Origin of the sequence: Halorientalis sp. LT38, from assembly GCF_037031225.1 — an archaeon.
GTDB lineage: Archaea > Halobacteriota > Halobacteria > Halobacteriales > Haloarculaceae > Halorientalis > Halorientalis halophila.
On record NZ_JAYEZN010000001.1, the window covers coordinates 690,878 to 712,516 of the forward strand.

Genomic DNA, 21,639 nt, shown 5'->3' on the forward strand with positions numbered 1-21,639 from the left:
TTACGACACCCTGAAATCTACAGCGCCCCTGCATCCGAGGTCGAAACCACCCGCCCGACCCCCGGGTCGCCCCTCCCGTCGAGCGCGAATACCGCGGGTGACGTAGATTTATTGCCAGCCACAGCCATACTGTAACATATGGAAGTACGAGCGGCGACGCCCGACGATCAGGACGCAATCAGGGAGATCGCCGAACGGTCGCTCCAGGCGTCCTACACCCTCAGTCCGGGGACGATCGAGGGCACGGTACGACAGTGGTACGACGACGACGAGTTCGAGGAGAAAGTCGATCGAGACGACATGCTCTTCCTCGTGGCCGAACGCGACGGCGAGCCGGTCGCGTTCACCGAGACCGTCGTCCACGACGACGAGAACGGCGCGGACCTGCTGTGGCTCCACGTCCACCCCGACTACCGCGGGGAGGGAATCGGAGAGGAGCTCTTCGAGACCGTCCGCGACCGCCTCGGCGAGCGGGGGATCAGCCAGCTCCGCGGCCGCGTCCTGTCGATGAACGAGGTCGGCAACACCTTCTACCGGAACCGCGGCTTCGAGAAGGTCGGCGAAGGGGAGGTCGAGATCGACGGCAGCCCCTACACCGAAGCGCTCTACCTCGAGGCCGAACCGGAGGGCCTCGAACCCCGGACGACCGACGAGGGCCAGACGGTGTACATCGACCACGACGACGTCGACCACGGCTCGGCCGGCCCCTTCCACGTCGTCTACGTCGACGAGAACCGGACGGACAAATACGGCTACCACTGCGGGAAGTGCGACTCGCTCGCCAACGCCATGGACGCGATGGGCCGCATCGAGTGCAGCGAGTGCGGCAACAGCCGCAAACCGACCCGCTGGGACGCGGCGTACCTCTAACCGCACCACCCGCAACGCGTCCGTTCACGAACCCGCCCCGTCACAGCGAGTTCGACGGCAGGCCCGCTTCGCTGCGCAGTTGTGCCAGTTCCTCGTCGCTCTCCGCGATCCCCGTCGTCACGAGCAGGCGGACGCCCCGGCGCACGCTGATGTCGATCTCGTGGACCTGGCCCTCGGGCACCAGCAGGAATCGCCCGCCGGTCGGGTTCGGGCTGTTCGGTAGAAAGACGTTGTAGAGAGGGCCGCCAGCCACCGCTTCGGCCTCCGTCGGCCCGTCGCCGGTGACGAACCCGATGCTGTAGACGCCCTCCCGCGGGTACTCCACCATGACGACGCTCTCGTACCGGTTCGAGCGCTCCATCAGGGCGTTGGCCACCTGTCTGAGACTCGAGTAGATGATGCTGACCAGCGGGACGACGCCGATCCCCCGGTCGACCCAGCCGAAGACGCGCTGGCCGACGGCCCCCTGGGCGAGATAGCCCAGGGCGACGATCACCGCGACGATCACCACCAGCGCGAGCACCTGTGCCACGACCTCGATGTTGGCCGTGTACCGGGTCAGCTGGGTCCCCTGGACGACCGGGTCGATGAACGTCGTCACCCACCCGACCAGAAACTGCAAGGCGACGATGGTGACGACCAGCGGCGCGACCAGCGCGAGTCCGGCGACGAAACTGTTGCGAAGCACCTGCGAGAAGCGCATAGGCTGCCCTGTGCGCGATCCGATAAAAGCGTGCTGCCCCGGGCATCTTTGTGTCCGGAGCGCCTTCCCGTAGGCGTGACCGACACCGATCCCACCGGCGACCGAGACGCCGCGCCCTGGCAGCCCTCGGGCCCCTGGTCCCGCGAGGAGGCGCTCGCCTTCCTCGCGGACGTGCGCATCCCGATCAGGCTGAGTTGCCGGACGCCCGAGGACGGCCTCTGGATGCTCTCCCTGTGGTACGAGGTCGACGACGGCGCCCTCCGGTGTGCGACCGCCGCCAGCGCCGACGTGGTCGAGTTTCTCGAACACGACCCCCGCGTGGCCTTCGAGGTGTCCGTCAACGACCCGCCCTACCGTGGGGTGCGCGGCCAGGCCACCGTCACTCTCGACCCCGACCCGGACAAGGTCGTCCTCCGGTCCCTCGTCGAACGCTACCTCGGCGGCACCGACTCCTCGCTGGCCCAGACGCTCCTGTCGAAAGAACGCGAGGAGGTCAGACTCACTGTCGAGCCGACCAGAGTCGCGACCTGGGACTACGGCAAGCGGATGGCCGACGCTCAGAGTTCCGAGCGCGACGGCCCGACGTAGAAGCGGAGGACGGCGTAGAACACCGCGACGATCAGCAATCCGACCGCGACGCCCACGACCGCGTCGACGAACGCGTGGGAGAACGGCGTCCGCGCCGCGCCCGCGTGGAGGAAGACGGAGTCTAGCATCGGGGAACCCTTACCCGTACTACCACGCCCGGAAATTCAAGGTTTCGGGTTCCGGCCGAGTCGCTTCGGTCTGGCGTACTGTAGAACTATCTGGACCCGTCGATATCCTGGATCGGTGATCGGTTTCAGCTGCTGTGCTGGATTCACAGCGCATAGTCAGCATCCCGGTGGTACTGGGATGGGCTACAGTAACACGGACGAGAGAGTAGGGGTGGTTCGCCCGACGCTGGCAGTCTCGGCGCCATCCGAGTGCCGATCGATCGACGTCGACGTTCAGGCCCGGAACTGCTGTTCGAACTGTGTAATGGCCTCGTCGGTCCCCGTGATAACGAACTCGTCACCGGCTTCGAAGGTGAAATTCACGGGATCGAACCGGGTGATCGTTTTGCCGTCTCGAATCACCGCGATGACCGTACAGCCGGTCGTCGTCCGTACTTCTTCCGCAGCGAGCGTGGTTCCTTCCAGGCCACTCGCCGGAAGCCGGACGACGTTGATTTGCGTCTGGTATGTCAACACCTCTTCGTCCTCGAAAACCGTCGAGGCCAGCATCCGTCCGCTGACCGTCGCCAGCGATTGCACGTAATCCGCCCCGGCCCGGTAGAGTTTCTCGACGTCTTCTTCCTCGTTCGCCCGGACGATGATCTGCAGGTCGGGATTCAATTCCCGGACGATCAGGGTCGTGAAAACCGCCGTCGTATCGTCGGCAACCGTGAGTACCAGCGCGTCCGCGTCCCTGATCCCGGCCGCTTCCAGAACGTCTGGATCCCGGGCGTCCCCGACGACATCGACCTGTTCCTGTTGCTCGATATCTAGCACGGTCAGACGCGAGCCGGATCCTGCTAACCCATCGTATACGGCGCGTCCAGAATCACCATACCCGGCGAGGACGATCCGCTGCGCGGTAAAGTCACGGACAGCCGAGACCGTGATCTCCCGCAGGGATTCTACCTGGTCGGATTCGCCAGTTACGAGCAGTCGCGTCCCGGCCTCCAGTCTGTCGTCGAGATCGACGGGCGTTTTGAAGTCGCTATCGAGCCAGGCCCCGACCACGTTCACACCGAATCGGTCCCGGAGTGCCGCCTCGGCGAACGTCGTGTGAGCGAGGTCGCTGTCCTCCGAGATCGTTAGTTCGACGAGTTCGAAATCCTCACCGATGGTGACCCCTTCGTCGATCTCCGTCGTAACCGCGGTCGGAAGATGCTCCGCCAAACTCTCCCCCAGTAATTGCCGCGGAGAGAGGACGTCGTCTACTCCGGCTGCGCGGTGATACTGAGCGAGATCGGCGTCCTCGACGAGCGCGATCACGCGGACGTCCGGACGGGCTTCACGGACGGCAAGTGCGATACTCGCGCTCCTGTCGTCGGCGGCATCGATGACCACACACATCGCAGATTCGATGTGCGCGTTCGCGAGCGTCTCGGTCGTCTCCGCGTCGCCTTCGATGAGTCGATACCCCCGTTCGTACAGTTCACGTGCCGTCTCCGGATCGGATTCGATGTGGACGTAATCGCGGCCCCGGGCTTCGAGTTCCCCGATGAACGCGTCGGTTCGGGGCGTGTGTTCACAGATGATGACGTGATCGTCTAGCTCGGGCGCGACTTGGGGCGCGCTTGGCGTGAGTGCATCCCGGATCCACGGGACAGCGAACACGTCTACGGCGGTGAGGATCAGCCCGATGCCGGTGAACTGCATCACGATCGCCAGCAGATTCATCTGTGGCGTTAGCCACGGTGCATCTTCACCATAGCCCGTCGTGGTAAAGCTCTGAATCACGACCTGGAGCGACCGATACAGGGGCTGGGGACGATTCTCCCAGCTAGCCATCCCGACATTGTAGACCACCGTCAGCAACAGGGTCAGCACGATAACCAGTGCCAGATAGTAACCGGTTCGACGGGACGGTCGCTGCATACAGGGGAATACAGGTGAATTTATTTATCACCAGGGTACCCACCCACCCGTTCTGCAGTCACACTCCGTAGTCACCAGCCCCTTCCTCTCAGCAGTCCGGACAGTCACACTCATCAGGTGTCATAGCACGGCTTCGCTCCAGAACGACGACGTGCTGGCGCAGAGTGTCCCGCGTCCTTGTATATTTCGAGGCGTACCGATCCACCGCCGGGCGAGCCGATTTGACTGCTCGGTCGACGAATCGGAGCAGATCCGACTTCGGACGGTCGCCAAGCAGGAGCCAGCTAACGAGACGACCTGTCCCTTCCCGAGGGGTCTCGATAATGTCAAAACAAGTATAGTAGCCCCGAGCGGATTCGAACCGCTGTCAGAGGCTGTCTTCGCGGCGAATTCGGATGTTTGAGTGTTTCCGAACTGAAACCGCTCCAAAGGCCTCTATGATTGGCCACTACACCACGGGGCTACGTCTTCATCGTCCGGACCGACGAGTAAGAAGCTTACTCTTGGTGGCGATTTCGCTCAGTCCGCCGGGTCCGCTTCGACCTCGAGCAGCTCGCAGGCGTCGTCTTCGGGGTCGAAGCAGTCCGGGCACTTCGGATTGCGGTCGATGATGGTGTCGAGGCGTTCGGCGACCGTCTCGTCGATGACGGGTTCGAGCTGTTTGGCCTCGGCCTGGAACTCCTCGACGTCGAGGACCTCGAAGAGGAATCGCTCGATGATGCAGTAGGTCTGGAGCGCGTCGCGGGCCCGGACGATGCCGTCGTCGGTGAGCGTGACGCCCTTGTACTTCTCGTGGTCGAGCAGGTCGCGCTCTTCGAGTTTGCCGATCATCTCGTTGGCGCTCGCGGGGCTCACGTCGAGCATGTCGGCGACGCGGCCGGTGGCGGCCGGGCCGTCCTCGACCTGCTGGACCAGATAGATCGCCTTCAGGTACTGGTCGGCCGTGTTCACGCCAGATCCCCTCCGTCCGCTCGTCGATGGCTCCCGATCATTCTCGTGTCTCCATGAGTTCGGTGACTTCCTCGACTCCCTCCGCCTCCTCCTCTCGGATCGCAGTGAGCGTCTCGATCAGTTCCGCGCGATCGACGCCGAAGGTGGCGTCGGAGGCCTCGATGGCCCCGATGAGATCGTCGTAGAACTTGTAGGCGGTCTCCTCGTTACACAATTGATCGTAGAGGACGCCGTCGAAGTCCGCCTCGGACTCGTACTGGGCCGTCACCAGTCCCTTGATCTCCTCGAAGGGGATGGTGTCGGCTTCCAGGTCGTCGATGAGCGTCTCCAGTCGATCGCGGTGGTCGGCCGACTCCCGGGCGGCCTCGTCCAGAAGCGCCTCCAGTTCCGGGTCCTCGAGCTCCAGCGCCCGGGCGTGCTCGCCGGCGCGCGCCTCGACGACCTCTTCGAGGACGACGCCGATCTGTAACAGTCGCGCGAGCTGGTGGTCGTTCGAGACCGGTTGCTGCACGCTCACGGCGACCACCGTCGACCGAGCCGACTCTGTCCCGCCAGCATACGCGAGAGTGCGGGAGGCTGGAACTTAAGCCGTTCCCTCGTGGTCCGTCGCGCTGCGAGTCGGGAACTGAAAATCCGAATTCGTTACTCGCGGGCCTGTGGCCCGTTCGTTTTCGAGGTTGCGTCCGCAACCTCGCTACTCACGAAGACGCCGGGAGAGCGAGCTCTCCCGAGCCATTCGTTCGTGACCTTCCGGTCACTCACGAAGACGCTTCGCGATCAGCCCCGCGAGGTCCTCGCGGAACTCGTCGACCGCGACCTCGGAGAGGACGGGCTCGAAGAAGCCCTCGACCAGCATGTTCTCGGCGACCTGCGCGGGGATGGCCCGCGAGGTCATGTAGAACATGTCCTGTTCGTCGACCTGGCCGACCGTCGCGGAGTGGCTGGCCTCGGTGTCGTGGTTGTTGATGATCAGCTTCGGGGAGGCGTCGGCCTCGCTCTCGTCGGAGAGCATCAGCGTGTTCTCGCGCTGGTAGGAGTTGGTGTCCCAGGCCTCCCGGCCGACGTCCTGAACCCCCTCGTAGACCGACCGTGCGTGGTCGTCGAGGACGCCACGCGTGATCAGGTCGGCCGTCGTGTGTTCGGCCTCGTGCCAGACTCTGGAGGCGAGGTCGAAGTGCTGGTCCTCGTGGCCGAAGAAGGCCCCGACGATCTTCGATTCCGAGGAGTCGCCGAGCAGTCGCGTCTCGACGCTGGTCTTCGTGAGGCGCGACCCGATGTTGCCCTCGATCCAGTTCACCTGGCCGTACTGGCCGGTGTGCCCGCGCTTGACCTGGAAGTTGTACGTCTCCTCGTCCAGGTTCTGCAGCGCGCCGTACTGGACGGTCGCGTTCTCGCCGGCGACGGCCTCGACGACGCCGCTGTAGTAGCGCTCGCCCTCGGCGTCGTCACCGGTCTCCTGCCGTTCGAGGATGGTGACCGAGGACGATTCCTCGGCGATCACGAGCGTGTAGTTGAACAGCGCGCGGCTGTTCATCCGGGTCCGGATCTTCACGTCCTCTGCGTCGACGCCCTCGGGGACGTAGACGACCGTCCCTGCCGAGAACAGCGCCGTCGAGAGCGCCGTGAGGTAGTCGCGCTGGGGGTCGACGACGCTGCCGAATTGCTCCTCGATCAGGTCGCCGTGTTGGTCCAGCGCGTCGGACCAGGAGAGCACGTCGACGCCCTCGGCGTCCACGCGGTCTTTCTCCTGAGCCATCTCCAGGGGGTCGACGAAGCGCTCGTAGTCGAGCGCGTCGAGGTTCGTCCACTCCCGGCCCGGCGTCTGGATGACGGCGGGCATGTCGAGCTCTCCGAGCGCGTCGAGCGCGTCGAGGCGCGTCTCCAGCAGCCACTCGGGCTCGTCGAGCTGTTCGCTGATCTCCGTTACCTGCTCCTCCGTGAGGTTTGCTTGTACCTGCGTGCTCATGGTCGATCCGGGGGTTACCCGAGCGAGCCCTCCATCTCGAGTTCGATGAGGCGGTTGAGCTCGACCGCGTACTCGATGGGCAGTTCCTCCGTGATCGGCTCGATGAAGCCGGCGACGATCATCTGCTTCGCGTCGTCGTCGTCCAGGCCGCGCGTCTCCAGGTAGAAGACGTCCTCGTCACCGATCTTGCCGACCGTCGCCTCGTGGGCCACGTCGACCTTGTTCTCCTGGATCTCCATGTACGGCATCGTGTCGCTGGTCGACTCGTTGTCGAACATCAGCGCGTCACACTCCACGCTCGTACTGGAGTTCTCCGCGCCGTCGGACATGTGGACCAGGCCGCGGTAGTTCGTCCGGCCGCCGTCCTTGCTGATCGACTTCGACTCGATGGTCGACTTCGTGTTCGGCGCGTTGTGGTAGACCTTCGCGCCGGTGTCGATGTTCTGGCCCTCGCCCGCGAACGCGATGGTGATGTGGTTGTCCGTCGCGCCCGGACCCTTCAGGATGGTCGAGGGGTACAGCATCGTCGCCTTCGACCCCATCGATCCGGAGACCCACTCCATGGTCCCGTCGGCGTCGCAGATGGCGCGCTTGGTGTTGAGGTTGTACGTGTTCTTCGACCAGTTCTGCACGGTGGAGTACTGGACGTGCGCGTTCTCGCCGACGAAGACCTCGACGCCCCCGCTGTGGAGGTTGAAGGCCGAGTACTTCGGGGCGGAACAGCCCTCGATGTAGTGGACCTCGGAGTTGTCCTCGGCGATGATGAGCGTGTGCTCGAACTGGCCCATCCCCTCGGAGTTCATCCGGAAGTACGCCTGGACGGGCATCTCCACGGTGGTGTCCTCGGGGACGTAGACGAACGACCCGCCGGACCAGACCGCGCCGTGGAGCGCCGCGAACTTGTTGTCGCTCGGGGGAACGCACTTCGTCATGAAGTGCTCCTTGACGATCTCTTCGTGCTCCTGGACGGCCTTGTCCATGTCGCAGAAGATGACGCCCTTGTCCTCCCAGCGCTCCTGCATGTTCTGGTAGACGATCTCGGACTCGTACTGGGCGCCGACGCCCGAGAGGGCGTTCTTCTCGGCCTCCGGGATGCCCAGTTTGTCGAAGGTGTCCTGGATCTCCTCGGGGAGGTCCTCCCAGGACTCCGCGCCGCCGCGGGTCTCGATGTCCGGGCGGATGTACGGCACGATCTCGTCGAAGTCGATCTCGCTCAGGTCCGGCGCGCCGGGCCAGTCGGTCGGCATCGGCATCTGCTGGAACTGCTTCAGGGCGCGCAGGCGGCGTTCGAGCATCCACTCGGGCTCGTCCTTGTCTTCGCTGATGACCCGGATGGTCTCCTCTGTGAGGCCCTTCTCGGACTTGAAGGCGGACGATTCCTCCTTCTTGAACTCGAAGCGAGCCTCGGTGTCGGTCTCTTTGAGATGGTCTTGATCTGAACTCATTGTTGATCTTGGTTTCGTTCTCTGGACGTATCAGTCTGTGCTAGCCGCGGACGGTTACGCGGTCTCCATCACTTCGTCGCGCACCCAGTCGTACCCCTTGTCCTCGAGTTCCTCGGCCAGCGTGGCGTCGCCGGACTTGGCGATCTTGCCGTCGAGCATCACGTGGACGTGATCGGGTTCGACGTAGTCGAGGATGCGCTGGTAGTGGGTGATCTGGAGGATGCCCGCGCCCTGCTCGTCGCGCAGGGCGTTGATGCCGTTCGAGACGTCCTGCAGGCGGTCGATGTCCAGCCCGGAGTCGATCTCGTCCAGCACGGCGATCGAGGGCTCCAGGATCGCGGCCTGGAGGACCTCGTTCTGTTTTTTCTCCCCGCCGGAGAAGCCGGCGTTGAGGTAGCGCTGGGCGAAGCTCTCGTCCATGTCGAGTTGCTCCATCTTCTCCTGGAGGATCTGCTGGAACTCGGCGACGCCGATGTCGCCCTCTTCCGGATTGCCCTCCATCGGCGAGGTGTCGTAGCCGGCCGCGTCCTCGTTGGTGTCGCCGCCCTCGGCTTCCTCGGCCTCCTCGTCCTCTTCGAACAGTTCCTCGCGCTCTTCGAGTTTGGCGTTCAGGGCCGTCCGCAGGAAGTTCACCATCGTGACGCCCTCGATCTCTGCCGGGTACTGGAACCCGAGGAAGATACCGAGCGCCGCGCGCTCGTTGGGCTCCAGGTCGAGCAGATTCCAGGTCCGAAGGTCCTCGGGGATCTCCTCGTCGAGATCGTCGAACTCGTCTGCGTCGATGTGCAGCAGCACCTCACCGTCGGTCACCTCGTAGGCGGGGTGACCCGCGATGATCTTCGCCGTCGTGGACTTCCCGCTCCCGTTGGGGCCCATCAACGCGTGGATCTCGCCGGATTCGACCTCGAGGTCGACCCCGCGAAGGATCTGCTCGCCGCCCTCCTCGGCAACTTCAGCGTGTAGGTTGGATATTTCGAGTGTTGCCATTGTTTAGGGACACCTAAGTCGTCTCAACGTCGGGCCGAGACGCTCATAATGCTTTCGCATTCACCCGGTTCGGTTTGCCGTGACGGAAAATTTGGTTTCAGTTTCTCGAAGTCGAACTCGTCGGACACCTGCCCGACGCCGTCGGGCGGCGTCGCCGATCAATCAGTTAGACCACAAACTGAGTGAAACGTCCACAACATTCATACCCCGTAGCGAAATATTTCTGAGAGGAATGCCCCAGTTCAGCTGGCTCCTGGTCGCCCTTTTGATTCCCCTCTTCGTCGCGGTTCCGACCCTGGTGGTCATCCTCCGGCACTTCGAGAACCCCCGTCTGTCTCCCATTCCGCCGCTGGTGCTGATCGGTTCCGTGACCCTGTGGTGTCTCGGCGACGCCGCGCGACTCGCCGTCACCTCGCTCGAGGCGAAACTGGCGCTGCTACCGATCTACTACCTCATGGGCACGGTCGTCGTCGTCTCGCTGTTCGTCTTCGCCGCGGACTACAGCGAACGCACCGCGTGGCGGCGCCCCCGGCGGATCGCCCTGCTCCTGGCGCCGATGTTGGCGATGAACGTCGTCGAGATCACGAACGTGGGGTCACTCACCATCCGTTCCGCGCAGGTGGTCGAGCGCGGCGGCGTCGCGTTCGCCGAGATCGTCTGGGGCCCGATGTTTTACCTCCACCACGGCGTGGCCTACCTCATCGTCGGCGCGGCCGCGTACATGTTCCTCACCTTCGAGACGACCAACCGTCACTACCGCGGCCAGGTCCGCTCCATCGTCGGCGCGCTCTCGATCCCCTGGATGCTCAACGTCGCGTACCTGATCGGGCTGACGGGGTTCAACTACACGACCACCGGCTTCGCCGCCGCGCTCCCCATCGGCGTGCTGATGATCTTCCGCTATCGCATACTGCGGCTCATCCCGGTCGCGCGCTCCTCGGTCGTCGAGGAGATGGACACCGGCTACCTGGTCCTGGACAGGGGCGACGTGGTCGTCGACGTCAACGACCGCGCCGCGGCGTTGCTGGGGATACCTGGCGAACGCCTGCTGGGTTACGACCGCGAGTTCCTCGAGGCCACGTTCCCCGAGATCGAGGCCGCCTTCGACGACGAGACCGGCTTCGACACGATCACCCGCGAGCGCGACGGCGAACGGCGCTACTACAACGTCGAGGCGTCGAAACTCGGTGCGGAGGGAGCAGACGTCTCACCGGCCCAGGAGAGCAGTTCCGTCGTCCTGTTCCAGGACGTCACCGAACAGATCGAAGCCCAGCGCCAGCTCCGCGAACAGCGCGACCGACTGGAGGAGCAGAACGAACGCCTCGAGGAGTTCGCGAGTTTCCTCTCCCACGACCTCCGCAACCCGCTCTCGGTCGCGAACGGGCGGCTCGAACTCGCTCGCGAGGAGCACGACAGCGTCCACATGGAACAGATCGCCGAGGCCCACGAGCGCATGGACGAACTCATCGAGGACGCGCTCGCGCTCGCGAGACAGGGCCAGACCGTCCTCGACCGCGAACCAGTCTCCCTCCGAACCGCCTGCGAATCGGCCTGGAACAACGTGGATACCGGGGACGCGACGCTCTCGGTCACCACCGACTGCACCGTCTCCGCCGACGCCTCACAGCTCACCCAGCTACTCGAGAACCTCTTTCGCAACGCGATCGAACACGGTGGCCCGGACGTGACCGTCACCGTGGGCGACGTAGGTGCCTCCGCTGAAGCCGACGCCGCCGCGAGCGCACGCACCGACGGCGCGGCCCGCGGCTTCTTCGTCGCCGACGACGGCCCGGGCATCCCGGAGGCCGAGCGCGACCGCGTCTTCGAGAAGGGGTTCTCGACCGACGACGACGGCACCGGGTTCGGCCTCGCCATCGTCGCGACGGCAGCCGAAACCCACGGATGGAGCGTTCGCGTCACCGAGAGCGAGGCGGGCGGCGCGCGCTTCGAGATCCTGGACCGGAACCCCGACGACGGATCCGGGCCGGATTCGACGTCCGACGGCGAACCGCCGGCCTCCGCTACATGAAGCTGCCGAGCCCAGTCTGTTCCTGCCCGCTCCTGACCTCGTCCCAGGAGACGTCAAGCGCTTCCAGGATGCGCTCGATCGGTCCTTTGAGCGTCTTCTCCAGCATCTTCTCCCAGTCGACCTCGAACTCCTCGGGCACCTGATCCTCGTACTCGAAGCAGATCACGTCTGGATCCCTGCGGAACTCGCCGTAGAGCGGGTCCGTCGAGGGATCGAGCCCGTACTCCGCCTCGACTTTGTCCCAGAAGTCCGAGTGGACGCGGTCGAGGTAGAGCCGTTTGGGTTTCGACCCGCTGGCGAAGTTGGTCCCGAGGAGCAGGTTCGCGTACTTCGCGCCTCTGACCTGTGCGGTGTCGGTATCGTAGTTGTCCAGTTTCTTCCCGATGCCGCCCGGGATGGCTACCTCGTCCAGACTGACGTTGCCGGCCTCGAAGTCCTCGATCACGTCGTGGACGTACTCCTTGATCTCCTCGACGTCCGCCCCGGTGACGATCAGGTCGATCACCTCCTTCTGGACCACCTTGGTGATCGGCGCGATGTCCGAACGCTGGTACTCGAAGCCCGTGATGTCGATGTCGTCGACGTCTTTGCCCTCCTTCCAGACGATGTGGCCGGCGTAGCGTTTCTTCTTGCCCGCCTGGAAGAACCGGCGGTAGAGCTTCTCGAACTCGATCTGGAAGCGGTGGTCCTCACCGGCCTCGAGGTCGACGTGTAACTCCTCTTCGGCGAACTCGTCGTAGGCGTCGTTGATCTGTTCCTCCAGTTCGAAGGACTGCTCGATGGCTTCCTCCCTGGAGACCTCGCCGCCGAGTTCGATCATGACGCTGTCGGTGTCACCGTAGACGACCTCTTTGTCCATGCGACCCGCCACGTCGTCGGTGTAGTCGATGACCTCTCTCCCCGTCGCGGTGACCGCAGCGCCCATCTCCTTGTCGTACAGCCGGAACCGGTCCCAGCCCAGAACGCCGTACAGCGAGTTCATGATCACCTTGACAGCCGCCTGCTGCCGGTCGAACTGTTCGTACTCGCGGGAGTCCGGGTCGTGGTCGTTCCGCAGGGATTTCTTCTCCTCGCGCTCGGTCAGGAGTTCGTCGACCATCTCCCGGATGACGCCGTCGGGTTCCTTCCGGAAGTGCTGGCCGTTCGGCGCGCGGAAGGTGTCGCCCTCGAAGGTATCGGGGTCGACCTTCGTCTCCGGGGAGGCGTTGATGGTCACCATGCACATCGGGTAGAGGCTCTTCAGGTCCAGTACCGTGACCATCTCCCGGACGCCGGTGATGGGGTCGAAGACGGCCCCGCCCTCGTAGTCCTCGGCGTCGTGTTGCCCCTTGGAGGGCAGCACCAGGTTGCCGTGGAGTTTGTGGAGGACGTACATGTCGACGGCGTCGCCGGGCGTCGTGGCGTCCTCCAACTTGCAGCCCACGAAGGAGGCGACCTCCTGCCAGAAGGGGATGATCTCCTGCTGGTCGTTCAACTCGACGCAGAGTTCGACGTCCCGGAGGTTGTACTCCAGCAGGCGCTCGGGGTCGTCCTCCCACAGGTCGCCGATGTCGCCGGGGTAGCGCTCCTTGCCGACGCCGAGTTCCTGTTCGCCCACGGCGTCCAGGCGGTAGGAGTCGAGTTCGGTGAACTTCGTCCGCTGGTAGGCGTAGAGCAGGTCGAAGACGACCCGGCCCTTGATGTTCGGCCCCTGCCAGTTGTTGCGCCAGACCTCGTCGACCCGCGAGAGCCGTTCGATCGAGAGATCGTAGTCGTGATGAGGTCCCTGGAGTTCCTCGAGTCTGTCGAGGAAGTAGGGCGCGTCGAAGTCGTCGAAGTTCCACCCCGTCAGCAGGTCGGGGTCGGTCTCCTCGACGTAGGTCACAAAGGAGTCGAGCATCGCCTCCTCCTCCTCGAAGACGCGCACGTCGGCCTCGAAGTCGTCCTCGATGGGTTCGTAGGCCGCCAGGGCCTCCGGCGGGTCGATGCCGGCCGGGGAGTCGTACAGCCAGGTAACGTACTCGTCGTCGTAGGAATCGTGGGAGGTGAGACAGACGATGGTCTGCTCGCCGTCCTCGGGGAAGCCGTGGCGGTCGTCGACCTCGATGTCGAAGGTGTTGACCCGCGGTTCGGCGTCGGCGTCGACGGCCTCGATCTCCTCGTGGGGGACGCGGATCGGTTCCCCGTCGGCCTCCCGGCGGACGGGGACGCGCACGCCGCTGGTGATGTCCTTGTCGATCAGCAGGCGATTCGGAAAGAGGATGTCGGCCTCGAAGTGGTCGAACTCGTCGCGCATCTGCCCCACGTCGCGGGGCGTCTGGCCGAAGATCTTCGTCAGTCGCTCGCCCCGGATCGACTCGTAGGGTTCGCCGTCCTCGTCTTCCTCCTCCCAGCCGGTGATCGTGCTGCGCTGGAGGTCCGCGTCGGTGAGCGAGTCGGTCGGCGCGTAGAAGTAGGGTCTGAACTCGTAGACCTCGACGTGGATCCGCTCGTTGTCCTCCGGGGTGCGACCGAAGACGTGGATGACCGGGAACTCGTCGTCGCCCCGGCCCTCGATGGTGTAGTCGACCTGCGTGACCGCGAAGGTCACCATCTCGTCGGCGTCGGGGTAGCGAATGTCGTCCAGATCCCGGATCTCGAAGCTGTCGTCGCCGCCCCCGTTGCCCGCGACGGCCGCGGCCTCCGCCGCGGCGTCGCGCTCGTCGCCCGCGCTGCCCGACCGCCCGTCGTCCGTAAACGCAGCGAGACCCGCCTGGCTTCCGTCGTCCCCGGTCTCGTCCATACTGTCCACCCGTTGGAGTCCCCCGATTAAAATCCCGACGGTCCCCGCGTTTCGGCCGCCGAACGGAACACAAGGTATTTGGCATGACACCTCATACCAAAGAAACGAAGCGACATGACGGACCGCGCAAACGGCAGTCGGCCGGAGTTGGACAGTGCCGAAACGGGACCGGACGGCCCCGAAGTCGAGACGATCGAGGCGTACGAGACCGACGAGGGGGTCGTCCTGTACGACGCCCAGAACCCGCTCGCGTGGGTCCAGTCGAGTGCGGCGACGACGCTCGAGGACGCGGTGTAGATCGCTCGCGCAACGCTTTTCTCGCAGCCAGTTCGACGAGTCGATAGTGACCGACGACGACGGTCCCCGCCCTGACGACGCCCCGGAACCCGGCAGCCCCGAGGCCGTCGGGGAACCGGACCCTGAAGCCGACTTCGGCCCGGACGTCCCCGAGGTGGACGTGCCGGAAGTCGACATCCCCGAGCCGCCGGACCCGTCCGATTCGGACGTTCCCGAGGACCTGCTCCGCTCGTTCTGGAAACTCGTCGCCATCTTCAACGTCGCGCTGCTCGCCGTCTCGCTCGGCCCGATGCTCGCCGTTTTCCGGGGGGAGTGGGTCAACGGTGGCCTCGTCTTCGCCGTCGGTGTCGCCTTCTTCGCGTACGGCTACGCCCGCTACCAGCGGGCGAAACGAGTGCACGGGATCGGTGACTGACTCTCGCGAACGCTTCCCAGAACGGCTAACCGTCCCCGACCGCTACCGGCGATCATGCGTAGCGTCCGCGACGACTCCGGCACACGACTGTTGCTCGTCAAGCAATCGGGCGAGTCCAGCCGCGTCCGCGACCCGACGACCGGCGAGGAGCGGTACGTCCCCAACGAGGCCCTCGAACCCCTCGACGAGTCGCCGCTTGCCACGACCGCCCGCGCCGTCCCCGAGTCCGCCCGAACGATCCTGACGGCCGTCCGGGACGACCGGACGCTGGGGCTCCTGCTCGAACTCGATGCTCGCGGGCCGCTGGCGGTCCGTGACGTCCTCGCCGCCTACGACCTCTGCGAGAGCGACCTCCACGGGGCGCTGGCGGAGTTCCGCGCGGCCGGCCTCGTCGCCGAGACGACCGTCGCCGGCGAACGCGGCTATCGGATCACGGAGAACGCGAGCGACGGGCTCGCGCACCTCCGGGACGGTTCCGGGCCAGAAGATTAGTCCCCCGCAGAGGCGTCCGAGACGGCCGCCAGCGTGGCCGACCCCGCGTCCTCCCGTGTCACCGTCGACCGGTTGGTCGTCGCGTCCTTCCTGACCGTCACGAGGTGCTCCGCCGCGCCGACGAGTTCCTCGTCGTGGCTGACGACCACGATCTGTTCGACGCCCAGTTCCCGCATGTGATCGACCAGTTCGACCAGCCGCGAGACGTGCCCGGAGTCCAGGAACACGGTCGGTTCGTCCAGGATCAGGGGCGGCAGCGGCGCCGACCCCTCGATCCCCTCGGCCAGCAGCCGATAGATGGCACACCGCAGGCTGAGGTTGAACAGCGCCCGCTCACCGCCCGAGAGCTGCTCGGGATCGAGCGCCTGGCCGTCCTTCTGGTAGACCGTGAGTTCGTACTCCCCGTCGAGTTCGATCCGGGAGTAGGAATCGTTGCCGTAGACCAGATCGAACGTCTCGTTGAGCATCCGTTCGAGGCTCTCGACGTTGCGCTGGCGCAGTTCCGCCCGCAAGCCCCCGTACATCTCCTGGAGCCGCTCGGTCTCGTCGTACAGCGAGTCGAGCCGATCGACGGTCGCTTCGAGGTCGTCGTAGCGCTCCCGGAGTTCCTCGAGTGCCTCGATCTCCGTTTTGACGCCGCCGATCTCGTCGAGCAGGTCGTCGCGCTCCGCTCTGAGTTCCTCCAGTTTCGGGTCGACCTTCTCGATGTACTCGACGGCGCGCTCGCGCTGCTCGCGGGCCTGTTCGACCGCCGACTCGTCGAATTGCTCTCTGAGTTCGTCGCGCTGGTCGCGCTTGTCCGCCAGCCGATCGCGGCGCTCGTCGTTCAACTCGGCCCTGTTCGAGCGCTGCTCGCGCAGGCGCTCGATCTCCTCCTCGTGGTCGGCAACCTGCTCGAACGTCTCCCGGACGGCCGCCAGACGGTCCAGCCGCTCCGAGATCGCCGCCCGCTCCTCGTTGCACTCGGCGACGGCCTCGCGTTTCTCTTCGGCCGCCTCTTCGGCCTCCTCTGCTGCCTCACGGTCCGCCTCGGCCTCGGCCTCGAGTTCCTCCGCCGCCTCGCGCAACTGTTCGATCTGCTCGACCGTCTCGTCGAGTCCGTCTTCCCGCTCTGTGACGAGCTGCCGGACGTTCTCGAGGTCGTTTTCGAGGTTCCGAATCTCGTTCTCCCGGTCGACCAGATCGCTCGCCGCCTCGACCTCGTCTTCGAGCCGTTCGCGACGCTGCCGGACCGAGACGAGTTCGTCCTGCAGGTCGTCGATCCGCTCGCGGTGGTCCTCGATCGACTCGACGTGCGGCGAGTCCTCGACCGGCTGGCCGCATTCGGGACACTTCCCCGCGTCGAGGAGCTCCTCGGCCTCTTCGAGCCGTTGCGCCGCATTTTTCAGTTCGGTCTCCAGTTCCTTCTGGCGCTCGCGGGCCTCGTTCAGGTCGTCCGCGAGGTCGTCCCAGTGGTCGCCGGCCTCGCCGACGTCGACTGGCGCGTCCGCGAAGGCGTCGCGCTTCTGCTCGATGGCGGCTTCCAGCCGCTCGATCCGCTCGCGGCGCTCGGCGAGTTTCTCGCGCGTCTCCGCGAGTTCGCTCGCCCGCTCCTCGGCCGCCTCGCGTTTCTCTTCGGCCCGGGCGGTCTTCTCCTCGGCGGTCTCCCGGAGCGATTCGGCCTCGCTCGCGTGCTCACTGGCCGCGACCCGGTGGTCCTCGATGTCGTCGCGCAACGCTTCGTCTCGGTCTTCGAGGTCGGCGATGGTCTCGGTGATCGTCGCCTCGTCGGGGTCCTCGAGCGGCGACTCGGCGAGTAACTCGGCGCGGTCGTCCCGGATCTCCTCGATCCCGGTTTTTAGCTCACTGATCCGCTCGCCGAGTTCCTCGCGTTCGCGCTCGGTTTCCTCGATGGTCTCGGTCAGCGCCGCGATCTCCGAGTCGAGGGATTCGAGCCGGTCGCGTTTCGCCTCGTGGTCCTCGAGGATCGCCTCTGCATCGTCGCGGGTCGTCACGGCCTCCTCGCGGTTGTCTTCGAACCGTTCGATCTCGCCTTCGATTTCCTTGCGCTCGGTCTGGAGCGCGTTCAGCCGTCCGTGGAGGTCTTTCTCTTCCTTGCGTTCGATGTTGCTCGCGACCTCCTCGAGCAGTTCCCGCTTGCCGTCACGGACGTGTTTGACGCCCAGTCGGGCCTTGCTGGCGCGCTCGCGGTAGTCCTCCAGCTTCCCGAGCTGGAGCAGGTCGTCGATCATGTCCTGGCGCTCGGCGGGCGCGGCGTTGATCAACTTGTTTACCTCCCCCTGGCGGACGTACGCGCAGTTGACGAACGCTTCGTGGTCCATCCGGAGCAGTTCCGCGACGTGCCGGCGCACGTCGCGTGCGCCCTCGTAGGTGGCTTCCGGCGTCTCCAGCACGCACCGGGCCGTGGTCGCACGCTCGTCGGTGACCCGGACGCGGCGTTCGACGTGGAAGGAGCCGCCGCCGTGGGTGAACCACAGTTCGACGGTCGCGTCCTCCTCGCCGATCGTGACGACCTCGTCGAGCGTCTCGTCCAGCGCACGGGCTCCGTACAGCGCGAAGAAGCAGCCCTCGAGCAGCGAGGACTTCCCGCTCCCGTTCAGCCCGTGGATGACGGTGACGCCGCTGTCGAGTTCGAGGTCCGCGTCCCCGTAGCACTTGAAGTTCTCGAGCCGGACCCGCTCGAACTTCATTCGAAATCACCCAGCGACGGCTGCCCGTAGGCGTCGGCCGACCCGGCTGCCCCCTCGGCAGCGCCGTCGGCGTCGTGACTCCCAGCGCCGTCGTCCGCTGCCGCCTCCCCGGCAGTCTCCCCTGTGGTCTCCTCGGTCACTTGCTCTGCAGGGGCCGGTTCCTCGTCTCCTGATCGGTCGGAGTCGGTCGCGTCGGCTGCGCCCTCGGTGGCACGGAACGTCCCGTCGTCCCCGTCCTCGAGCAGCTCCCGGACCCGGCGCTCGACCTCGTCCGTGACGTTCGAGTCGGCGGTCTTGCTGGCTCGCACCGTCTCGTCGACGTCGTGGGCGGCGCGGCTGAGCCCCATCTCGCGGATCCGCGCTTCGACCGCGTCGTCGGGGTCGGCGAAGTTCACGTCGACGTCGGCGGCGTCCGCGACCTCCCGGTGGTCGGTGACGCGCGTCACCAGCGCCCCCTCCTCGGCCGCGAACTCCTCGACGGTCGCCTGCGTGACCGGGTCGCCCTCGCCCTCGACGTGGACGATCACCACGGCGTCCTCGAGGTCGTGTTGCCCGACGCGTTCGCGGACGCGTTCGACCCCCTCGCCCTCGGCGAGTTCGACGTCGACGAAGACGAACTCGCGGGTCTGCAGTCCGCGCCGTCGGATCGACACCTGTCCGTCGAACTCGACGATGTTGTACCCGCGGTCGGCACGCTCGTCGGCGCTGGCCCGCTCGGTCGAACCGCAGTAGGTAACCCAGGCGTCCTCGATCTGAGCTTTCTGCGGTTTGTGGTTGTCCCCCAGGAGGACGGCGTCGAAATCGACGGTCGACTCCTCGAGGAGCCGGTCGGTGTCCCAGTCGGCGTAGTCGAAGGGCTCGAACAGGCCGTGTGCGACCAGGGCGGCGTGGTCGGCGTCGTGGCTCGCGAAGTCGTAGTCGAGGTCCTCCCGCTGGGAGCGGGGGACGAAGTCCAGCCCGTAGAAGGCGGTGTCGCCGACGGTGACCGGGTCGTCGCCGAGACGGGTCGCAAGCCCGAGCGACTCGAAGAGGTCCAGCCACTGGGCGTCGCGTTTGGTCTCGTGGTTGCCGACGACGGCCAGGAAGGGCACGTCGGCGGCCTCGAGGTCCCGTAACACCGAGAGCGTCCCCAGGATGTCGGGCAGGTTCGGCCGGCGGTCGTGAAACAGGTCGCCGGCGTGGACGACGGCCTCCGCGTCGCCGTCGACCGCGTCCTCGGCGACCCGGCGGAAGGCGTCGAGGAAGTCCTCGCGCCGCTCCGGCCGGTGGTACTGCCGGTAGCCGAGGTGGGTATCACCCGTATGTATCACCCGCGTCATGTTCCACCCCTTGGACACCGCCCCCTAAAGTGGTTCCGCGAGCGCGGTGAAACTGGTCACCTCTGGCAGCCTCCCGGAACGCCGCGAGCGCTTCGCTCGCGTTCCGGCCTCGCCTCGCCGCCGCGTGATCGCCGGCCGCTTCGGCGGTTTCGATGGCCTCCTCGAGCGAAGCGAGTCGGTCGGCGTCGAGGAAGGCGACGGCCGCCTCGACGGACTCGACGGCCGCGTCCGCCTCGTCGACGACGGACCGATACTCGCTCGCATCGGCGAACCACCCGCCGTCGGCGCTCGGGGCGTCGGTCGTTCGATGCGCCAGCCGAGTCAGCGCCTGCTTGACCGTTTGCGTATCGGGCACGGGCGTCGATGGGCCCGCCATCGCACTTGAACGTCCGGGTCGAGCGAGCCAGCGGATCGACGCGGATCGAGCGAGAAAACCGCCGGGTCAGCGGGCCTCGTCGATGTTCAGCGTGTAGATGCGCTTGCGCGCGTCGGAGAAGGAAAAGCGCGACTCGACGGCACCGACTTCTTCGAGGCGGTTCAACCCGTAGCGGACCGTCCGGGGCGGCAGCAGCGTCTCTTCGGCCAGCTGGCTCTGGGTCAACGTATCGTTGTACTCCAGGGTCTTGGCGACCAGCTTCGCGCTGGGCGGGAGGTCGCGCACCGCGTCCCAGTCGCCGCCGTCGGCGTCCGATCCAGCGGACTCTGAGGCACTCATCGTACCCCCACCTATCGCATACAGTCTAATAATATTTCTCATTCAGATTTATTCTCTTCAGTAATCTCCCGGGCGCCGAATCGCAAGCCGTCGCGCCCCGTTTGGCGCTTGTGTCGACCCGAAGTCTCTTATTAGTCCATCCCCAATCCGTTGGTAATGACTGACACCGTCGACGACGTCGAGCTGCCTTACGACGAGGACGCTTCTCAGCAGGAGAAGATCAACGCCCTCCAGGAGCAACTCGAGGTCCTCGAGGCCCAGAACGAGGAGATGCGGGACAAGCTGCTGGACGCCAACGCGGAGAACAACAAGTACCAGCAGAAGCTCGAACGGCTCACCCACGAGAACAAGAAGCTCAAGCAGTCCCCGCTGTTCGTCGCGACGGTGCAGGAACTCACGGGCGAAGGGGTCATCATCAAACAGCACGGGAACAACCAGGAGGCCCTGACCGAGGTCACCGACGAGATGCGCGAGGACCTCGAACCCGACAGCCGGGTCGCGGTCAACAACTCCCTCTCCATCGTGAAGTCGCTTGACGACGAGACGGACGTTCGCGCCCGCGTGATGCAGGTCGACAAGAGCCCCGAGGTCACCTACCAGGACATCGGCGGCATCGAGGAGCAGATGGAGGAGGTCCGCGAGACGGTCGAGATGCCCCTCGAGAACCCCGGGATGTTCGAGGACGTCGGCATCGACCCGCCCAGCGGCGTGCTCCTGCACGGCCCGCCCGGCACCGGGAAGACGATGCTCGCCAAGGCCGTCGCGAACCAGACCGACGCCACCTTCATCAAGATGGCCGGCTCGGAACTGGTCCACAAGTTCATCGGCGAGGGCGCGAAACTCGTCCGCGACCTGTTCGACCTGGCCCGCCAGGAAGAGCCCGCCGTCGTGTTCATCGACGAGATCGACGCCATCGCGGCCAAGCGCACCGAATCGAAGACCTCCGGCGACGCGGAGGTCCAGCGGACGATGATGCAACTGCTCTCGGAGATGGACGGCTTCGAGGATCGCGGTGAGATCCGGATCATCGCCGCCACCAACCGCTTCGACATGCTCGACCGCGCCATCCTCCGCCCCGGCCGGTTCGACCGCCTCATCGAGGTGCCCAAGCCGGACGTCGAGGGCCGCGAGCAGATCTTCCAGATCCACACCCGCGACATGAACGTCGCCGACGACGTCAACTGGCGGGCCCTCGCCGAGATGGCCGACGACTCCTCGGGCGCGGACGTGAAGGCCATCTGCACCGAGGCCGGGATGTTCGCCATCCGCGACGACCGGACGGCGGTCGGCATGGAGGACTTCGAGAACGCCTGGGAGAAGATCCAGAAGGAAGACGACGCCGACGAGGACGTCTCGAAGACGTTCGCGTAGT

The 21,639-nt window shown here is 65.6% G+C and carries 20 protein-coding genes and 1 tRNA gene; 7 read left to right on the forward strand and 14 right to left on the reverse strand.

Features of this window, described 5'->3' with window-relative positions; genetic code table 11:
* Window positions 1-138 precede the first annotated feature (138 nt).
* Window positions 139-870 carry a GNAT family N-acetyltransferase gene (locus tag U5918_RS03705; protein ID WP_335999544.1) on the forward strand — a complete coding sequence of 244 codons (732 nt, stop codon included), beginning with the start codon at window positions 139-141 and terminating at the stop codon, window positions 868-870.
* Between the two features lie 40 nt (window positions 871-910).
* On the opposite strand, the gene U5918_RS03710 is transcribed toward U5918_RS03705, so the two are convergent.
* Window positions 911-1,573: a DUF502 domain-containing protein gene (locus tag U5918_RS03710; protein ID WP_335999545.1), complete on the reverse strand. Its 663-nt coding sequence runs from the start codon at window positions 1,571-1,573 to the stop codon at window positions 911-913.
* Between the two features lie 75 nt (window positions 1,574-1,648).
* Between U5918_RS03710 and U5918_RS03715 the strand changes: the two genes are divergently transcribed.
* Complete coding sequence (locus U5918_RS03715) at window positions 1,649-2,161, forward strand: pyridoxamine 5'-phosphate oxidase family protein (protein ID WP_335999546.1); 513 nt, start codon at window positions 1,649-1,651, stop codon at window positions 2,159-2,161.
* Here U5918_RS03715 and U5918_RS03720 read toward each other — a convergent pair.
* The 8 genes from U5918_RS03720 to U5918_RS03755 form a co-directional block, all read right to left on the reverse strand.
* Window positions 2,131-2,289, reverse strand: a complete 159-nt coding sequence (locus U5918_RS03720; protein WP_335999548.1) for a hypothetical protein — start codon at window positions 2,287-2,289, stop codon at window positions 2,131-2,133. The two genes, U5918_RS03715 and U5918_RS03720, sit on opposite strands and share 31 nt — an antisense overlap.
* Window positions 2,290-2,562: 273 nt before the next feature.
* Window positions 2,563-4,200: a potassium channel family protein gene (locus U5918_RS03725; protein WP_418771148.1), complete on the reverse strand. Its 1,638-nt coding sequence runs from the start codon at window positions 4,198-4,200 to the stop codon at window positions 2,563-2,565.
* A gap of 341 nt (window positions 4,201-4,541) precedes the next feature.
* Window positions 4,542-4,663 (reverse strand) — tRNA-Gln (locus U5918_RS03730).
* Between the two features lie 56 nt (window positions 4,664-4,719).
* A complete protein-coding gene (locus U5918_RS03735) occupies window positions 4,720-5,151 on the reverse strand; it encodes a metal-dependent transcriptional regulator (protein WP_335999549.1) in 432 nt (143 codons plus the stop codon).
* A 37-nt stretch (window positions 5,152-5,188) separates the two neighbouring features.
* Window positions 5,189-5,668 carry a ferritin-like domain-containing protein gene (locus U5918_RS03740; RefSeq protein ID WP_335999550.1) on the reverse strand — a complete coding sequence of 160 codons (480 nt, stop codon included), beginning with the start codon at window positions 5,666-5,668 and terminating at the stop codon, window positions 5,189-5,191.
* A 237-nt stretch (window positions 5,669-5,905) separates the two neighbouring features.
* Complete coding sequence (gene sufD / locus U5918_RS03745) at window positions 5,906-7,117, reverse strand: Fe-S cluster assembly protein SufD (RefSeq protein WP_335999552.1); 1,212 nt, start codon at window positions 7,115-7,117, stop codon at window positions 5,906-5,908.
* 14 nt (window positions 7,118-7,131) lie between these two features.
* Window positions 7,132-8,562: a Fe-S cluster assembly protein SufB gene (sufB, locus tag U5918_RS03750; protein WP_335999554.1), complete on the reverse strand. Its 1,431-nt coding sequence runs from the start codon at window positions 8,560-8,562 to the stop codon at window positions 7,132-7,134.
* A 54-nt stretch (window positions 8,563-8,616) separates the two neighbouring features.
* On the reverse strand, window positions 8,617-9,549 hold the full coding sequence (locus tag U5918_RS03755) for an ABC transporter ATP-binding protein (protein WP_335999555.1): 933 nt from the start codon (window positions 9,547-9,549) through the stop codon (window positions 8,617-8,619).
* 232 nt (window positions 9,550-9,781) lie between these two features.
* On the opposite strand from U5918_RS03755, the gene U5918_RS03760 reads away from it, so the two are divergent.
* Window positions 9,782-11,578 carry a sensor histidine kinase gene (locus U5918_RS03760; protein WP_335999556.1) on the forward strand — a complete coding sequence of 599 codons (1,797 nt, stop codon included), beginning with the start codon at window positions 9,782-9,784 and terminating at the stop codon, window positions 11,576-11,578.
* Here U5918_RS03760 and U5918_RS03765 read toward each other — a convergent pair.
* A complete protein-coding gene (locus tag U5918_RS03765; RefSeq protein WP_335999558.1) occupies window positions 11,571-14,339 on the reverse strand; it encodes a DNA-directed DNA polymerase in 2,769 nt (922 codons plus the stop codon). The genes U5918_RS03760 and U5918_RS03765 overlap by 8 nt on opposite strands.
* 114 nt (window positions 14,340-14,453) lie before the next feature.
* Between U5918_RS03765 and U5918_RS03770 the strand changes: the two genes are divergently transcribed.
* From U5918_RS03770 to U5918_RS03780, 3 genes are read left to right on the forward strand one after another with little or no spacing between them, the layout of a single operon-like run.
* On the forward strand, window positions 14,454-14,636 hold the full coding sequence (locus U5918_RS03770; RefSeq protein ID WP_335999560.1) for a DUF7331 family protein: 183 nt from the start codon (window positions 14,454-14,456) through the stop codon (window positions 14,634-14,636).
* Window positions 14,637-14,682: 46 nt separating this feature from the next.
* Entirely contained in the window at window positions 14,683-15,051 is a 369-nt protein-coding gene (locus U5918_RS03775; protein ID WP_335999561.1) for a DUF7322 domain-containing protein, read from the forward strand.
* A 54-nt stretch (window positions 15,052-15,105) separates the two neighbouring features.
* A complete protein-coding gene (locus tag U5918_RS03780; protein ID WP_335999562.1) occupies window positions 15,106-15,543 on the forward strand; it encodes a DUF7346 family protein in 438 nt (145 codons plus the stop codon).
* Here U5918_RS03780 and rad50 read toward each other — a convergent pair.
* From rad50 to U5918_RS03800, 4 genes are all read right to left on the reverse strand, one after another.
* Window positions 15,540-18,233, reverse strand: a complete 2,694-nt coding sequence (gene rad50, locus U5918_RS03785) for a DNA double-strand break repair ATPase Rad50 (protein WP_335999564.1) — start codon at window positions 18,231-18,233, stop codon at window positions 15,540-15,542. The two genes, U5918_RS03780 and rad50, sit on opposite strands and share 4 nt — an antisense overlap.
* Window positions 18,230-19,552: a DNA double-strand break repair protein Mre11 gene (gene mre11 / locus U5918_RS03790; protein ID WP_335999565.1), complete on the reverse strand. Its 1,323-nt coding sequence runs from the start codon at window positions 19,550-19,552 to the stop codon at window positions 18,230-18,232. Before mre11 ends, rad50 begins: the two co-directional genes overlap by 4 nt.
* Window positions 19,527-19,907 carry a DUF7966 family protein gene (locus tag U5918_RS03795; RefSeq protein WP_335999566.1) on the reverse strand — a complete coding sequence of 127 codons (381 nt, stop codon included), beginning with the start codon at window positions 19,905-19,907 and terminating at the stop codon, window positions 19,527-19,529. The genes mre11 and U5918_RS03795 overlap by 26 nt, the downstream gene beginning before the upstream one ends.
* Before the next feature lie 87 nt (window positions 19,908-19,994).
* Window positions 19,995-20,267, reverse strand: coding sequence for a MarR family transcriptional regulator (locus U5918_RS03800; protein ID WP_335999569.1), 273 nt, complete (start codon window positions 20,265-20,267; stop codon window positions 19,995-19,997).
* Window positions 20,268-20,423: 156 nt separating this feature from the next.
* Here U5918_RS03800 and pan1 point away from each other — a divergent pair, with 156 nt between their 5' ends.
* Window positions 20,424-21,638: a proteasome-activating nucleotidase Pan1 gene (gene pan1, locus U5918_RS03805; RefSeq protein WP_335999570.1), complete on the forward strand. Its 1,215-nt coding sequence runs from the start codon at window positions 20,424-20,426 to the stop codon at window positions 21,636-21,638.
* The last annotated feature ends 1 nt before the right edge of the window (window position 21,639 follow it).

What these genes read in the sequence shown, in the direction of transcription:
- U5918_RS03705 (WP_335999544.1), top strand. Translation starts at nt 139, where the DNA reads ATGGAAGTACGAGCGGCGACGCCCGACGATCAGGACGCAATCAGGGAG.
- U5918_RS03710 (WP_335999545.1), bottom strand. Translation starts at nt 1,573, where the DNA reads ATGCGCTTCTCGCAGGTGCTTCGCAACAGTTTCGTCGCCGGACTCGCG.
- U5918_RS03720 (WP_335999548.1), bottom strand. Translation starts at nt 2,289, where the DNA reads ATGCTAGACTCCGTCTTCCTCCACGCGGGCGCGGCGCGGACGCCGTTC.
- U5918_RS03725 (WP_418771148.1), bottom strand. Translation starts at nt 4,200, where the DNA reads ATGCAGCGACCGTCCCGTCGAACCGGTTACTATCTGGCACTGGTTATC.
- sufD (WP_335999552.1), bottom strand. Translation starts at nt 7,117, where the DNA reads ATGAGCACGCAGGTACAAGCAAACCTCACGGAGGAGCAGGTAACGGAG.
- sufB (WP_335999554.1), bottom strand. Translation starts at nt 8,562, where the DNA reads ATGAGTTCAGATCAAGACCATCTCAAAGAGACCGACACCGAGGCTCGC.
- U5918_RS03755 (WP_335999555.1), bottom strand. Translation starts at nt 9,549, where the DNA reads ATGGCAACACTCGAAATATCCAACCTACACGCTGAAGTTGCCGAGGAG.
- U5918_RS03760 (WP_335999556.1), top strand. Translation starts at nt 9,782, where the DNA reads ATGCCCCAGTTCAGCTGGCTCCTGGTCGCCCTTTTGATTCCCCTCTTC.
- U5918_RS03765 (WP_335999558.1), bottom strand. Translation starts at nt 14,339, where the DNA reads ATGGACGAGACCGGGGACGACGGAAGCCAGGCGGGTCTCGCTGCGTTT.
- U5918_RS03770 (WP_335999560.1), top strand. Translation starts at nt 14,454, where the DNA reads ATGACGGACCGCGCAAACGGCAGTCGGCCGGAGTTGGACAGTGCCGAA.
- U5918_RS03780 (WP_335999562.1), top strand. Translation starts at nt 15,106, where the DNA reads ATGCGTAGCGTCCGCGACGACTCCGGCACACGACTGTTGCTCGTCAAG.
- rad50 (WP_335999564.1), bottom strand. Translation starts at nt 18,233, where the DNA reads ATGAAGTTCGAGCGGGTCCGGCTCGAGAACTTCAAGTGCTACGGGGAC.
- mre11 (WP_335999565.1), bottom strand. Translation starts at nt 19,552, where the DNA reads ATGACGCGGGTGATACATACGGGTGATACCCACCTCGGCTACCGGCAG.
- U5918_RS03800 (WP_335999569.1), bottom strand. Translation starts at nt 20,267, where the DNA reads ATGAGTGCCTCAGAGTCCGCTGGATCGGACGCCGACGGCGGCGACTGG.
- pan1 (WP_335999570.1), top strand. Translation starts at nt 20,424, where the DNA reads ATGACTGACACCGTCGACGACGTCGAGCTGCCTTACGACGAGGACGCT.